The following is a 14,589-nucleotide window of genomic DNA, read 5'->3' on the forward strand; positions in this document are numbered from 1 at the left end:
GTTCCGGCTCGGCCTGCTGCTGCTCGGCAGCGGGCTGCTCCTTGGTCGTCGGCTTCTCAGGCTTGGCGGTCTTTTCCGGCTCGGCCTGTTCGGTCGTTGCTGCGCCTTCGGTCGGCTTCGATTTCCGGCCAGCCTGAACCTGCTTCACCTCCTCGATGTCTTTGAGCTTAGCTGGTTTGGCGTCGGCATCGGCTTTCACCTCACCTTGAAAGACCTTGACCGTATCGTTTTCCAATTTGCCGGACTGCTCGGGTGCGTCGGTCTTGCTGACCTTGACGGCAGTCACCTCCTGCTTCGTCTCCTTCTCGATCACATCGACATCAATGACTTTGTTGATCACCACGTTGTTCTGGATCGTCACGTCGCCGGCCGGCTCGGCCGCCTCGACGATGCGCACAAACTCCGGCTCATCACGGATAACGACGGTAGAAATGTCCGCAACAAGGAATTCGCGGGTGGGGACCACAACCCAGTAATAATCCGGCGTCGTGTCGAAGGTCACCTCGATTGAAATCAAATCCGGATCGCGGCGCGGCGGCAGCGGAGCCCAAATTATGTGCTCCCTGTCACGACGCCAACTCACCCATGCCGGCGCCCAACGGGTGCCCGGAACCCAGTACCAGCCGATATCGTCGGCATAGCCCCAGCGGCCGTAATGGTACGTCGCCCAGCCGAATGGCTCGTCGGATACCCACAGCCAGCCATACTGCTCGGTATAGGCCCAGTGTCCAACGGTATACGGACGCCAACCGTCAGGTACATCAACCGGCACGAAAACGGTCGCTCCGTGATACGAGACCCAATCACCATAGGAAGACAGGTCTTCGTAGAATGTGCTGATCGACACGGTGGTGGCAGCCCTTGCTTCGGACACAAGCGACAACGGCATGATCGGGTTGGGAATTTGGACGATCGTGAGCAGACAGGCGGTTGCGCCGCCGAGCATCAGTCGCACCACAATTTGGGCAAGGACGCGTTTCATCGTAATCTTCCTCCGAAACAGATCGCCCTTCATCCTACAAACCCGCCGGCTGCCGGATTGTTCCGTTTGGTGACGTTACCCGCATCCCTTACGCGAAGGCTTGGCATCGCCACGGTGACTGTCAAACATCGGAGTTGCTTCATGAGGGCGGTGACCGTCACAAAATTCGCGCCGAAGGCGCGGCGACAGGTCGTTGGTCAGCGGGCCCGACGGTAAAGGAGCCGCCGCACCAGGCTCTGCGCCAGGCTGTTCGGGCAAAAGCCCAGTCCGCCCAGGTGGGGAAAGCTTTCTCTTATGAGCCTGCGCAGTGCTGAGGGGTAAGGTCAGCGGATGCGGGGCGGGTTGGGAAAAGGTTTTCTCAGAGGGAGATTAGGAGAAGGTGGAGGGGTTGGTTCGTCAGAGATTCCTGCCCAGTGCAGTCATCTCCGAGCGTCCGGCTTGGAGCCGTTGGAGGTAAAGTCCGCTTTTGTTCGACGAAGTAGTTTAACCGACATCAGCGTCGACCAGCTCACGTCGCAGTCTCGCATCTTGTAGCTCTCTTGCATAAGCGGCTTGAAATTATATCTTGGCCGCAAGAGCGCTGCTTTGGGTAGGAGGCGCTCGTGGCGTAACACGGGGGGCCTGATGACTACGAAGCTTCACATTAACATCTCTCAAGGTGTCATCGACATTGAGGGTGACCCAGACCTTGTGCGGGAAATTTATACCGACTTCAAAGGTCAGTTGTTGAACGGAGTGAAGTTTGCTTCGCCCACCCCTGCTCCTGCTCCTGCTGAGTCTCCTGCCGGGACTGCCGATGACGATACCCTCGCCAAGCCAAGAACCAAGCGGCAACCGTCATCCAAAAAGAAAGCCAGCGGCGGCGACGATGCTGGCAGCGGTGTGGTCGCGAACTCTCCCAAACTCGACAAGAATCTCGATACCTCCACTCTCCCGGCATTCTACGGGCAGTATGAACTCAAGAACAACGCCGAGAAGATCCTTGTGTTTCTCAAATTCATGAACGACAAGCTTGGCATTGAAGGTCCCAACACCGATCAATTCTATACGTGCTATGAAAAGGCGGATGAGAGAGTGCCGAAGGTATTCTCACAAGCTTTTCGTGACGCAAGCGGTCGGAAGTTTGGCTTTATTGATTACAACTCTCCGACGGATATCCGGGTAACGACTGTCGGTAATAATCACTTTAAATTCGACCTCAAGAAGAAGGGCGGTGAATGACTGACACCGTCAATCGATTTTACAATGCGATCGACGGTGCAGCAGGGCAGAGCCAAAGCGCGCTGGTGGAGTTGTTCGTTTATTTCTTGACCGTGGAGTCAGGCCAAGACACGGCCACACCGAAACAGGTCGCAGACTGCTTCTCAGCATGCGACCTTGTGGTCCCAGGCAATATCAGCGCCCGCCTTTCGGAGGGCCTCAAGGCCAAGCCGCCAAAGTACATCAAGAAAAAAAGCGGCTACAAGTTGCAGCGTCATATGAGAGAGGCACTATCGAAGAAACTCGGCGGGGAAACGGTGATCGCTCAGACCAGCGCCACCCTTCGCAGCCAAGAACACAAGCTACCCACCGGTGTGGACAAGGAGTTTTTGAAAGAGGCTGTCGATTGCTTTGAGATTGGCGCGAACCGTGCCGCGATCATTATGACGTGGATCTTGGCGATGGATCACCTGTTCGCCTATATCCTCGCGCACAAGCTGACTGACTTCAACGAAGCCTTATCGAAGGACAAAGGCGTCAAAATCAGCTCCGTTTTCCAGCGCGATGACTTCAGCGAAATTAAGGAAACGAAGTTCATTGAGCTGTGCCGCGCGGCAGGTATCATTTCAAATGATGTTCGGAAGATACTGGATCAGAAGCTCGGCACGCGAAACTCGTGTGCTCATCCCTCGGGAGTAACGGTCAACAAGTCGAAGGTGATCGACTTCATTGAAGACCTCGTTGCCAACATCATCCTGAAATTCCCCGTCTAACTCACAGCGTCGGCTGTTTGAAAGGAGACAGCGGTCCTCTAGTACATCAGTCGAGCAGGGGTACTGGATTGCGCATTAGCCAGCGCCCCACCCTCGGCGCGGCTGCTTTCGGAATCCGTGCAAATGCCATCGAATGGCGGGATCGCGGCGCAAAGCTGCCGTTCACGTCGCGCCAGAGGTAGGTCCGGTTTGGGGGGTTAAAAGCGGACATCGGACAAGCAAGCGCCGACCGCCCGTCACTGCTTCCCTCACCCTAACCCAACAGAGCGCCGCGCTATTTTCCCAAAACATGTCGCCTCAGCCCAGCACCACCCGTCCCCTGCCAGAAAGGAGCCCGCCCATCCCAAACCTCATCATCAGCGAATTCATCAGCGTCGATGAGGTCGAGAAGCTGCCGGGTTACTTGGAACGATGAAATGCAAAAAGTTCAAGGAGGACGAGCTTGCCGACAGCGGCGCCATGCTTTTGGGGCGCATGACCTTTGAGATCTTTGCTGGCTCGTGGCCAAGGAAACCGGAGATTTCGCCGACCGGTTCAACGCGCTGCCGAAATATGTCGCCTCGACCAGTTTGACGCCGCGCGGATCGGGGCGTCTCCCGCGATTGATGCGATCGAGTTCGCAGCCACCAGGCGGAAGGCGCCCTTTCTTGCTGCTGCGGACCTCTTGATTCAGCCACAAGCCCAAATTGCTGGATTTGGCAGCACAGGAAGCGTAGGCTTGGTTTTTGGTTCAGCGATGGAACAGAGACTAGCCGCAATTCTGGCTGCCGATATGGCGGGCTACAGTCGGCTAATGGAGGCCGACGAATCCGGCACGCTCGCACGCCTTCGGACCCATCGCATAGAATTGGTCGATCCCGCCATCGCCAAGAACAAGGGCCGGATCATCAAGACCACCGGAGACGGCATGCTCGTTGAGTTCCAGAGCGTGACCGATGCCGTGAAATGCGCCGTGGAAATCCAACAGCGCATGAAACGGCGCAATTCGGATGTGCCGCAAGAACGGCGTATCGAATTCAGGATCGGCATAAATCTCGGCGACATCATTTTCGACGATGACGACATTTTCGGCGACGGCGTCAATATTGCCTCGCGCATCGAGCAACTCGCCGACGTCGGCGGCATCTGCGTGACCGCAGCGGTGGCGACCCAAATTGCCGACCGTCTCGAAATTGCCATGGAGGACCTGGGCGAGAAGACATTAAAGAACATCAGCCGCCCGGTTCGCCTCTATCGCGTTGGGTTTGACAGTCCTGCCCTGCCAGAAGTCGAGGCAAAGCGATCCATCTCGAAACCTTCGATAGTGGTGCTGCCATTCAGCAACATGAGCGGCGACCCCGAGCAGGAATTTTTCGCGGACGGACTGACCGAGGACATCATCACCGAACTGTCCCGCCACCATGAGCTGTTCGTCATCTCGCGCAATTCCAGCTTCGTCTACAAGAACCGCGCCGTGAATGTGCGCGAGGTGGCCGAGAAACTCGCCGTCCAATACCTGGTGGAGGGAAGCGTCCGCAAGATCGGCGACAGGGTGCGCGTGACGGTTCAGCTCATCGACACGGCGAATGACGCTCATATCTGGGCGGACAAATATGACCGGAAGCTGGATGACATATTCGCGATTCAGGATGAGGTGACCGCGGCGATCGCAGCCACGCTGCCCGGTCGTGTCGAGGCGGCTCAGCGGGACCAGCTCGCGCGGGCGAAACCTGCAAACATGGCCGCGTATGAATGTGTGCTTGCTGCCAAGGTGCTGCATCACCGAAGCACGATTGCGGATAATGAACGCGCGCAAACCCTGATAGAAAGGGCCGTCACGCTCGACCCCGATTATGCCCATGCCCATGCCTGGCGGGCCTGCATTCTTGGCCAGGCCTGGGTCCATAACTGGTGCAAAGACAGGGATGCCGTCTGGAACAACATTTCGGCAGCGCTGGACAGGGCGCTGGCGCTGGACAACAACGATGCCGATGTCCACCGCATTCTTGCGGCAGTGAACGTGAACAACAATGAGCTGACCACAGCGCGCTACCATCAAGAGCGGGCGCTGGCCCTCAATCCCAATTACGACCTCGTGGTGGTGCAGCAAGGCGAGTTATTGACGTGGCTGGGGAGGCCGGAAGAGGGAATTGAATGGATCCGCAAGGCAATGCAGTTGAACCCGCACCACCCGGAGAGGTTCTGGAGCCATCTGGGAAAGGCGCATTTCGCCGCGCGCCAGTATGGCGAGGCGATCGAAGCTTTCATGCATCTGTCAACCATGGACTCGGTTCAGCACGCTTTCGCCGCTGCCTGCTACGGCTGGCTCGGCGACGAAATCGCGGCCGCGGCGCATCTAGGCAAGATCAGAACGCTCGATCCCCAATTCGACCTCGATTCTTTTATCGCCACCCTGCACTATGCCCAGGAGTCTGACGTGCAGCACGTCCGCGAAGGACTGCTGAAAGCCGGTATTGCCCACCTGTAGGCAGCCGGTAATTGCAAACCAGATCCAATCGGGGACAGGCAAAAAAGACCGGCCCTCCACCCGACGCGGACCTTGTGGCATGACCGAACGACGGGCGGCCGGAGAAGCTTTTCCCACGGTGTCGGTGTTTGGAAGCGAACCGGGAAAAACCCTCCCCCTGAAAAAGCGCCGCGCTAGTTGACGGTGCAGTTCGCACCCGCACGGCCTCCCCGACAGAAGGAGCCCGCCATGAGAAAACTCATCATCACCGAATTCATCAGCGTCGATGGCATTGCCGAGGTCGAGAAGCTGCCGAGCGTGGCCTGGAACGACGAGATGCAAAAATTCAAGGACGACGAGCTTGCCGATAGCGGCGCCATGCTTTTGGGGCGCACGACCTATCAGATCTTTGCCGGCTCGTGGCCAAAAGAAACCGGAGATTTTGCCGACCGCTTCAACGCGCTGCCGAAATATGTCGCCTCGACCAGCTTGACGGCGCTCGACTGGCAGCCGGCAGAGCTGCTGACTGGCGCCTTGCCGGACGCGGTCAGAGGGCTGAAGCAAGGCAGCGGCGGCAACATCTATGTGCATGGCAGCCTCAGCGTCGCGCAAGAATTGCTGCGCCACGGCCTTGTCGACCGCATCAGGCTGCTCAGCTACCCCGGTGCCGTCGGCCAGGGCAAGCTGCTGTTCCCGCCCGGCGCGCAATTGCCGCTCGAGCTGATTTCCGCCACGCAATTCAGCAATGGCGTGGTCGCGCTGGAGTATGCGGCTGGGATGGCGTGATGAGCCAATCTCCCCCCTTGAGGGGGAGATGCCCGGCAGGGCAGAGGGGGGCGTCTCGCGTAATGCGCCAACCCCCACCGACGCAAGAGGCAGGCGCATGCCCGTCGAGAAGTCTTACGAGAATCGGCGCGGGAACCTTTGTTGCTTTAGAACATTCTAAAGTAATTGGGCTGCATTCCGTTTTGCGTGGAATTCGCGAACCAAAGATGGCCGCCGACTGTCAATCGTCTTGGGAGGGACGTGACATGCCTTTGCGTTTCGAGCGTGCAGGAATAATTTTCGCTCTTCTCCTGTCTTCAAGCTTGATCCCCGCCGCGGCTCAAATGAGCGCGAAGGGGAAAATAAGCGGGAAGGATTTCGACAACGCTGCCGCCGAGCAGGCCAAGCGATACCTTGAGGAGGGCCGCGAGACATTCCGGTTCGACACTTTCCGCAGTGAGGATTTCTGGGGCGGCAAACTTAAGCTTCACAAGGCAATCGCTGGTGAGAAGTTGGGCGGCAGGGGACCCGGCCTGAGTCCGAAGAAAGCCCTCGAGCTCGGCCTCAAGGTCGATGTGAACGCCATTCCCAAGGATGTGGCCGAGGCGCTCAACAAGGGCGCGGTCGACCTCGCGGACCCCGCGAGCACGCTCGTCCTGCTGAGAGCCAATGCCGTTGTCGGGGTGACCGGGTTCTTCGCCGAGGACGGAAAGACGCTGATTTCGGTGGGCATCCAATGCGCGGTCTGCCACTCAACCGTCGATGATGCCTACGCACCCGGGATCGGGCAACGGCTGGACGGCTGGCCCAACCGCGACCTCAATATCGGGGCGATCGTTGCCCTCTTACCGAGATGCTGCAGATATCAGAAGCGGAGGTGAAGAAGGCGGTTGAGGCGTGGGGTCCTGGGAAATTCGATGCCGAACTGAACCTCGACGGCAAAGCATTCCGGCCGGATGGCAAGACGGCCGCCACGCTCAATCCGCCAGCATTTGGACTGGCCGGTGTAAACAACCACACATGGACCGGAGCCTGGGGCACGGTGAGCTACTGGAACGCTTATGTCGGCAATCTCGAGATGCACGGGAAAGGCGTGTTCTACGATCCGCGCCTAGATAACGCCGAGAAGTATCCGGTCGCAGCACGAACCAAGCAGGGTCACAAACAGGACAAGCAGGACCGGATTACAGCCAAACTGCCGGCGCTCCACTTTTATCAGCTCTCCCTGCCGACACCGAAACCGCCGGACGGCGTCTTCGATAGCGCCGCCGCGGAGAAAGGCGAGGCTCTCTTCAACGACAAGGCCAAATGCGGCACTTGCCACGTACCGCCGCTCTTCACGGAACCGGGCTGGAACCTGCATACCGCCGACGAGATAGGGATCGATGATTTCCAGGCAATGCGATCTCCAGACGAACGCTACCGGACGGCATCGCTGCGAGCCCTTTGGGATATCGAAAAAATTCACAAGGGCGGTTTCTACCACGATGGGCGGTTCGCCACACTCGATGACGTTGTCGAGCACTATAACGGTCATCTGCGTCTTAACCTGACCGATCAGGAGAAGAGCGATCTGATCGAATACCTGAAGTCAATTTGACCCGGCCGGACTTGAGCGAAGAACATCTGTCAGTGACGCGCATGACATTTCATAACGCGCGTCCCTCCCCGCTCGACCCCACCTTCTGCACGGCCGCAATCAGCATCTCGACGAAGCTGGTCACCTTGGGCGGGCGGAAGCGGGCGGCGGGGTAGACTGTGTAGATGCCGCCGGAGGGCAGCCGCCACTCGGGCAGGACCTGCACCAGCCGCCCGGCGGCGAGCTCGTCCCGCACCAAAAAGTCCGGCAGCACCGACAGGCCGGCGCCGGCGCGGACAGCTGCCAGCACTGCCGGCGTCGCGTCGATCGAAATCGTTGCCTGCATGCGCACGGACTGCTCGTCATCGCCGCGCGAAAATTGCCATAGCAGCGGTTCACGCAGCGCCATGTTGGCGACGAAGGGCAGCCCGGCAAGGTCTTGCGGTTCACCGGCCGTGAACCGGCCTGCAAACCCGGCGCCGCACACCATAAATTGTTGGAAGGTGCCGATGCGCCGCGCCTGCAGGCTGGAATCGGCGAGCCAGCCGATGCGGATCGCCACGTCGATGTGGCCGGAAACCAGGTCGATCGTCTCGTCGCCCAGCGTCAGCTCCACCCGGCAGGCGGGATAGCGCGCGCTGAAGGCGGCGACCACCGGCACTACCGCCGACGTGCCGTAGTCGTTGGAGGCGGCGATGCGCAGCGTGCCGGTCGGCTCGGCGGCGGCCTGGGCGAGCTCGTCGAAGGCATCCTCGGCCTGCTGCAGGACTTGCAGGCAGCGGGCATGGAATGTCCGGCCGGCCTCGGTCGGATGGACGCGCCGCGTCGTGCGGATCAGCAGCGTCGTTCCGACATCGCGCTCCAGCCGCGCCACCTGCTGGCTGACGACCGCCTTGGTGATGCCCAGCCGCTCGGCGGCCCGCGTGAACGAGCCGGCATCGACGACCGCCGCGAAATAGGCCAGCCGGTTCAGGTTCATGCTTGGCTCATGGTGGTCTCATTGTCAGGCAATGGCATACATTACGTCTATTTTGTCGGCCTTCAATACGCATTGCGTTTTTGCCATCTTGCGGGCATCGAGGCTGCGCGCCGCCGAATTCCGCATTCCCAGGAGACATCCATGTTCACACGGAGAGCCATCATGAAAACCACCCTCGCCGCCGGCGCTGCCGCGGTCTTCGCTCCCGCCGGGCTTGGCCATGCGGCAGGCGGGCTTTCCTGGAAGCATTTTCCGGCCGGGCAAAACGGCTTCTTCCGCGCCCCGGTGCTGATCTCAGGGGCGACCGAAGCCGTGCTGATCGATGGCGGTTTCACCTACCCCGACGGCCGGGCCGTGGCCGAGGCGATCAAGGCGACGGGCAAGTCGCTCACCACCATCTATATCAGCCAGTCCGACCCCGACTATTATTTCGGCCTCAAGCCAATCAAGCAGGCGTTCCCCCAGGCACGGGTGATCGCCGCAGCCGAGACGGTGGCCGCCATCAACGGCAATGTCGAAAAGAAGCTCGCCGTCTGGGGGCCGCAGCTGAAGGAGAATGGCCCGCAGGCGCTTGCGGATGTCGGCATCCCCGAAGCCTTCGACGGCAAGACGCTCAGCGTCGATGGCGAGACCATCGAGATCGTCGCCGCGGAAGGCCTCGCCAACCGGCGCTACCTCTTCGTGCCGTCGCTGAACGCGGTGTTCGGCGGGGTGATGATCTTTTCGGGCGTGCACGTCTGGACCGCCGACACGCCGACCAGGGAACTGCGCGCCGCCTGGATCGCCAATCTCGAAAAGATCGCGGCGCGCAAGCCGGCGATCGTCGTGCCCGGGCACATGACGCCTGAGGCCGCCACCGACCTTTCAGGCGTCGAGCACACCAAGACCTATCTCATCGCCTTCGAGGAAGAACTTGCCAAGGCCAAGGACGCTGCCGCGCTGAAGGGCGCCATGGAAGCCCGCTTCCCCGGCCTCGGCATGGGCGTTGCGCTCGACATCGGCTCCAAGGTTGCCACCGGCGAGATGAAGTGGGGCTGAGATTGGCGCCAATCGCGAGCTGATCCGCGCCACTTACGAAGGATACGCTCATTGTCGAGCGGGCGCTGACGCCTGACGCCTATCATCCGCCGAGACGATTGGTGCGCTTGCTGGCTTCGGCTTTGGCGCGGGCCTCGACAGCCTTTTCGATCTCGCGCTTCAGCTCGTCCTTGATCGCCACCGTCTCGGCCATCAGCGCCTCGACCTTCATGAAATCGAGCACCCGGTATTTCGACACCGCCGGCCTGATCAATATGTCGGGCCGGCTCTGGTTGAGCTTGCTGGCGATGATCGACTGCATCATCAGCTGCGTGGCGCCGAACATCAGGTCGACGGAGGTCGGGAATTTGCGGCCCGCCTCGGTCGGCGCGCCGACCACGTCGACGGCGATGATGATGTCGGCGTCGAGCTCGATCAGGTCGAACGGCACGGGATTGTAGATGCCGCCGTCGATCAGCAGCCGGCCGTCGCGCATCACCGGGCGGAACACCGCCGGGATCGCCGCCGAGGCGGCCAGCGCCGAATGCAGCTCGCCTTCGTCGAGCACGGCAAGCTTGTGGCCATAAAAGTCCGTTGCCGTCACCTTCAGCGGTATTTTGAGTTCGGCGAAGGTCTCGGGAATGGCGTCGGGCAGGAACGCCTTGAGGATGCGCTCGACATTGAACTGGCTGACCCGCAGGCCGCCCTGCAGCGCTTCGGCAAAAGTGCCGGGCCGCGCCCGCCACATGCGCGTCGCCACCTCGGCACGGCGGCCGAGGATCGAGCGCGTATAGTCGTGGATGTCCTTGCCGGACATGCCCGAGGCCATGCCGGCGCCCATGATGGCGCCGATCGACGAACCGGCGATTGCCGCCGGCCTGATGCCCAGTTCGTCCAGCACCTCGATGACATGGATATGCGCCAGCCCGCGCGCGCCGCCGCCGCCAAAGGCGATGCCGAAGCTAGGGCTCATCCCTTGTTGGCCGCGCCGAGCTTCGGCCCGACCACCATGACCGCCGGCTCGGCGGAGAGCAGCTTTTTCGCCGCCGCTTTAACCTGGTCCAGCGTCACCGCGTTTATCAGGGCGGCGCGGCGCTGCATGTAGTCGATGCCGAGCTTGCCGAGCTGGATCTCGAGCAGCGTTGACGCGATCGCGCCGGAGGAATTCAGATTGTTGATGGCATAGGCGCCGATCATGTATTTCTTGGTCGCCGCCAGCTCGGCTTCGGTCGGCCCCTCCTCGGCCATGCGCTTGACCACGTCGCGCACCACGGCCAGCGTCTCGGCCACCCGGTCCGCACGGGTCGAGGTGGTGATGGACAGCGCCTCGGAATGCTGGTGATCGACGAGGTCGGAGCTGACGCTGTAGGCCAGGCCGCGCTTCTCGCGCACTTCGTCGAACAGCCGCGAGGTGAAGGTGCCGCCGCCGAGGATCTCGTTCATCAGCACCGCGGCGAAAAAGTCCGGCGCATTCCGCTTCACGCCGGGATAGGCGAGTTGCAGCGAGGCCTGCGGCTGGTCGTAGACGACCTCGAGCTGCTGGCCGAGCTTCAGGTCGATGTCCGGAACGGGCGTAAGCGCCTGCTTTTCCGGCAGGCTGCCGAACACCTGGTCGAGCTTCTGCTTCAGCGTCTCGGCGTTGATGGCGCCAACCACGGCGACATGCAGGCCGTCGCGGGCGAAATTCGCCTTGTGGAAGGCGCTGAGATCGGCCGGCGTAATCGTCGCGATGCTTTGCCTGGTGCCCTGGTCGGGCCGCGCATAGGGATGCCTGCCGTAGATCGCGTCCAGCCATTTGCGTTGGGCGAGCGTGTCGGGATCGCGCTCGTTGGCGATGATGCCGGACAGGATTTGCGAGCGGATGCGGTCGATCGGCGCCTGGTCGAAGCGCGGCTGGTTGACCGCCACCCGCAACAGGTCGAAGGCGCCGTCGCGCTGCTCGGCCAGCATGCGCATCGAGCCGTAGATGCCGTCGCGCTGCGCGTCGAAGCTCATCTCTGCACCGACATCGTCGAGCTTGATCTGGAAGGCCTCGCTGTCGAGGTTGCCGGCACCTTCGTCGAACAGGCCGCTCATCAGATTGGCAAGCCCTTCCTTGCCGGGCGGATCCTGCGTCGCGCCGCCATCGAAAACGAAACGAATGGCGACGATCGGCACCGAATAATCCTCCACCAGCCAGGCGGTGATGCCCTTCGACGAGGTCACCTCCTGGATGTTCATGGCCGCACGAGCGGAAAGCGCCGGCAGGACGAGGAAGACGAGGGAGAGGATGAGGGTTGCCAGAAGCGGGCCGGAGCGCGCGCGCTTCCCTTCTCCCCTTGTGGGAGAAGGTGGATCGGCGCGAAGCGCCGAGACGGTTGAGGGGTGTTGGACGAAGTGCCGTTGGTGCCAAGCTGGAACACCCCTTATCCGACCGAGCTTCGCTCGGCCACCTTCTCCCACAAGGGGAGAAGGGGAGGAGCCCAGGGGAGAAGGCAGAGCGGGACCGTGCTGGTTCATCATCAAATTAATTCCCAGCCTGGGTTTGCGGCAGAAGATAGCCGGTCGTTGCGTGGTCGAGATTGAGATAGCGGGCAGCGACCGCCTTGACCTGGTCGGCGGTGACCTTGCGGATGCGGTCCGGCCATTGCTGGACGTCCTGGACGTTGCCGCCGGTGGCAAGCGTCGAGCCGTAGATGTTGGCCATGTCCTCCTGCTTGTCGCGGGCAAAGATCATCGAGCGTACGAAACGGTCCTTGGATTTTTCCAGCTCGTCGCTGGTGACGCCGTCTTTCGCAATGCGGGCGATCTCGGCGTCGACCGCGGCTTCGATGTCGGCAAGCTTGGCATCGCCGCGCGGCGCGCCATAGACGGTGAAATTAGTGTCGTCGAGCATGGTGCCCTGGAAGAAGGCGCCAGCCTCGGCGGCGATGCCTTGCCTGACGACAAGCTCCTGGTAAAGCCGGCTGCGGTTGCCGCCGCCGAGGATTTCGGAGAGCACATCGAGCGCTTCGGCTTCGCCCGGTTTTGCCGTGTGATAGGATGGAACCACCCATTGCGTGGTGAAGCTCGGCACGCTGACGCGCCCGTCGGTCAGCGTCACCGTACGCCTGGTGTTCTGTTCCGGCTCGACCGGGCGGATGCGCGGCGGCAGATCCGGGCCGCGCGCGATCTTGCCATAGGTCTTTTCGGCCAGCGCCTTGACCGTTTCCGGTTCGACATCGCCGGCCACCACCAGCACGGCGTTATTGGGCGTGTAGTATTTGTTGTAGAAGGCCATCGCGTCGGTGCGGTTCAGCTTCTCCATCTCCTGCATCCAGCCGATGACCGGAATGCGGTAGGGCTGGTTCTGCCACAGCGTCGCGTCGATCTCCTCGTCGAGCACCGCCTGCGGATTGGAATCGATGCGCGAGCGGCGCTCCTCGAGGATGACGTCACGCTCCGTCTTGATGACATCGTCGTTGAGGATGAGATTGCGCATGCGGTCGGCCTCGAAGCCCATCATCTCACCGAGCGCCTGCGGCACCACCGTCTCGTGAAAGGCGGTGTAGTCGTAGGAGGTGAAGGCGTTGTCCGAGCCGCCGATGGAAGCGACGGCGCGGTCGAGCTCGCCGGCCGCATGGTCGCTGGTCGCCTTGAACATCAGATGCTCGAAGAAATGGGCAATGCCGGACTTGCCCGGCGGCTCGTCGGCGCTGCCGATCTTGTACCAGACCATATGGGTGACGATCGGGGCGCGGTGATCGGGGATGACGACGACTTCCATGCCGTTGTCGAGCAGCAAATCGGTGACGACGCCGTCGTCAGGATAGTTGTCCGCCAGAGCCGGCGCGGCCATCACCAGGGCCAGCCCCAACAGCGTTCCGCGCAGCCATTCAGCCTGAAATGTCATAGATGGCTCCGGTTGTGGTGGAACGATAGGCGGGGTTGCTGGTCGAGGCAAAGCGAATTGTTCGTCATTTTGAAGGCGCCATCGTGGAAGCCGAACTCAGGCGGCCTCGATGAACCGGATGACCGTCTCGCCATAGTTGCGCTCGTCGACAACCGAAAAGCCCAGCCCTGCCTCGAACGGCGCCGCCGCCGCTTCCTCGATGACGCAGAGCGCGCCAGGGGCTAGCCAGCCGCCGGCCTTGGCCGAGCGCAAAGCGCGTTCGCCAAGGCCCTTGCCATAGGGCGGATCGGCGAAGACCAGGCCAAATGCGGCGATGGTGCCCGCCTCGCCCAAGCCCGTCGCGTCGCGGCGGAATATCTTGGTGCGGCCGGTGAGGCCGAAGGCCTCGACATTGGTGCGGATCAGGCCGCGCCCTTCGGCGGATTCCTCGATGAAGACAGCGTAGGAGGCGCCGCGCGACAGCGCTTCGAGGCCGAGCGCGCCGGTGCCGGCGAACAGGTCGAGCACGCGCGCGCCGTTCAGTTTTTCGGGAAAGCGATGCGCCAGCACGTTGAAGACCGCCTCACGCGTGCGGTCAGTGGTCGGGCGGATGGCAAAGGTGCGGGGCGTGGCCAGCGGACGCCCGCGAAACTCACCGCCGACGATCCGCATTGCTTCCCTTCGGGCCGCCACGCGGCCGGTCGCCACCACTATCCGGACGCTCGCCGCGTGGCTTTCCGAACGGCTTTGCGCCGCCGCCTTGCGGCTTGCCGCCGGGCTTGCCGTAAGACGGCTTGAACGAGGCCTTGCGCGCCTTGTTTTCTGCCGCCTTGGCGGCATCTGCCTCAGCCCTGCCCTTGCCGATCGGCCGTGCGCCCGGCGCCATCCAGACATTGGCCTTGCGCTGGCCCGGCGGCTCGATCGGCCGCTGCTCGCGTTCGGATTTCTTCCCACCGAAGCCGCCACGAGGCTTGTCGCCACGCGGTTTGTCCCCGAAG

13 protein-coding genes and 1 pseudogene are annotated in these 14,589 nt (G+C 61.7%); 7 read left to right on the top strand and 7 right to left on the bottom strand.

Translation table 11 applies throughout. From position 1 onward, the window contains the following. The coding region (locus tag E5W70_RS25175) for a DUF6600 domain-containing protein (RefSeq protein WP_366509748.1) at positions 1-982 on the bottom strand (982 nt) is incomplete at its 3' end. A gap of 624 nt (positions 983-1,606) precedes the next feature. Between E5W70_RS25175 and E5W70_RS25180 the strand changes: the two genes are divergently transcribed. From E5W70_RS25180 to E5W70_RS25205, 6 genes are all read left to right on the top strand, one after another. Then, entirely contained in the window at positions 1,607-2,203 is a 597-nt protein-coding gene (locus E5W70_RS25180) for a hypothetical protein (protein ID WP_292663579.1), read from the top strand. Then, the gene (locus tag E5W70_RS25185) at positions 2,200-2,955 is read left to right on the top strand and encodes a hypothetical protein (RefSeq protein WP_292663581.1); all 756 of its coding nucleotides are present in this window, start codon (positions 2,200-2,202) and stop codon (positions 2,953-2,955) included. Before E5W70_RS25180 ends, E5W70_RS25185 begins: the two co-directional genes overlap by 4 nt. Positions 2,956-3,691: 736 nt before the next feature. After that, complete coding sequence (locus tag E5W70_RS25190) at positions 3,692-5,422, top strand: adenylate/guanylate cyclase domain-containing protein (RefSeq protein ID WP_292663602.1); 1,731 nt, start codon at positions 3,692-3,694, stop codon at positions 5,420-5,422. A 228-nt stretch (positions 5,423-5,650) separates the two neighbouring features. Continuing rightward, positions 5,651-6,187, top strand: coding sequence for a dihydrofolate reductase family protein (locus E5W70_RS25195; RefSeq protein WP_292663583.1), 537 nt, complete (start codon positions 5,651-5,653; stop codon positions 6,185-6,187). A gap of 245 nt (positions 6,188-6,432) precedes the next feature. Further along, the gene (locus tag E5W70_RS25200) at positions 6,433-7,047 is read left to right on the top strand and encodes a hypothetical protein (protein ID WP_292663585.1); all 615 of its coding nucleotides are present in this window, start codon (positions 6,433-6,435) and stop codon (positions 7,045-7,047) included. Continuing rightward, a complete protein-coding gene (locus E5W70_RS25205; RefSeq protein ID WP_292663587.1) occupies positions 7,044-7,766 on the top strand; it encodes a c-type cytochrome in 723 nt (240 codons plus the stop codon). Before E5W70_RS25200 ends, E5W70_RS25205 begins: the two co-directional genes overlap by 4 nt. Before the next feature lie 49 nt (positions 7,767-7,815). On the opposite strand, the gene E5W70_RS25210 is transcribed toward E5W70_RS25205, so the two are convergent. Further along, a complete protein-coding gene (locus E5W70_RS25210; RefSeq protein ID WP_292663589.1) occupies positions 7,816-8,724 on the bottom strand; it encodes a LysR family transcriptional regulator in 909 nt (302 codons plus the stop codon). Positions 8,725-8,865: 141 nt separating this feature from the next. On the opposite strand from E5W70_RS25210, the gene E5W70_RS25215 reads away from it, so the two are divergent. Then, complete coding sequence (locus tag E5W70_RS25215; RefSeq protein ID WP_292663591.1) at positions 8,866-9,762, top strand: MBL fold metallo-hydrolase; 897 nt, start codon at positions 8,866-8,868, stop codon at positions 9,760-9,762. Positions 9,763-9,844: 82 nt separating this feature from the next. On the opposite strand, the gene E5W70_RS25220 is transcribed toward E5W70_RS25215, so the two are convergent. The 5 genes and pseudogenes from E5W70_RS25220 to E5W70_RS25240 all read right to left on the bottom strand — a co-directional run. Then, complete coding sequence (locus tag E5W70_RS25220) at positions 9,845-10,714, bottom strand: patatin-like phospholipase family protein (RefSeq protein ID WP_292663593.1); 870 nt, start codon at positions 10,712-10,714, stop codon at positions 9,845-9,847. Continuing rightward, the gene (locus E5W70_RS25225; protein WP_292663595.1) at positions 10,711-11,961 is read right to left on the bottom strand and encodes a pitrilysin family protein; all 1,251 of its coding nucleotides are present in this window, start codon (positions 11,959-11,961) and stop codon (positions 10,711-10,713) included. Before E5W70_RS25225 ends, E5W70_RS25220 begins: the two co-directional genes overlap by 4 nt. A 286-nt stretch (positions 11,962-12,247) precedes the next feature. Next, positions 12,248-13,612, bottom strand: coding sequence for a pitrilysin family protein (locus E5W70_RS25230; protein ID WP_292663598.1), 1,365 nt, complete (start codon positions 13,610-13,612; stop codon positions 12,248-12,250). A gap of 96 nt (positions 13,613-13,708) precedes the next feature. Then, positions 13,709-14,263 carry a 16S rRNA (guanine(966)-N(2))-methyltransferase RsmD gene (gene rsmD / locus E5W70_RS25235; protein ID WP_292663600.1) on the bottom strand — a complete coding sequence of 185 codons (555 nt, stop codon included), beginning with the start codon at positions 14,261-14,263 and terminating at the stop codon, positions 13,709-13,711. Beyond that, positions 14,244-14,589: pseudogene (locus E5W70_RS25240) on the bottom strand (RNA pseudouridine synthase); the annotation flags it as partial. The pseudogene E5W70_RS25240 and the gene rsmD, both read right to left, overlap by 20 nt.

Source organism: Mesorhizobium sp., from assembly GCF_005063415.1.
Taxonomy (GTDB): domain Bacteria; phylum Pseudomonadota; class Alphaproteobacteria; order Rhizobiales; family Rhizobiaceae; genus Mesorhizobium.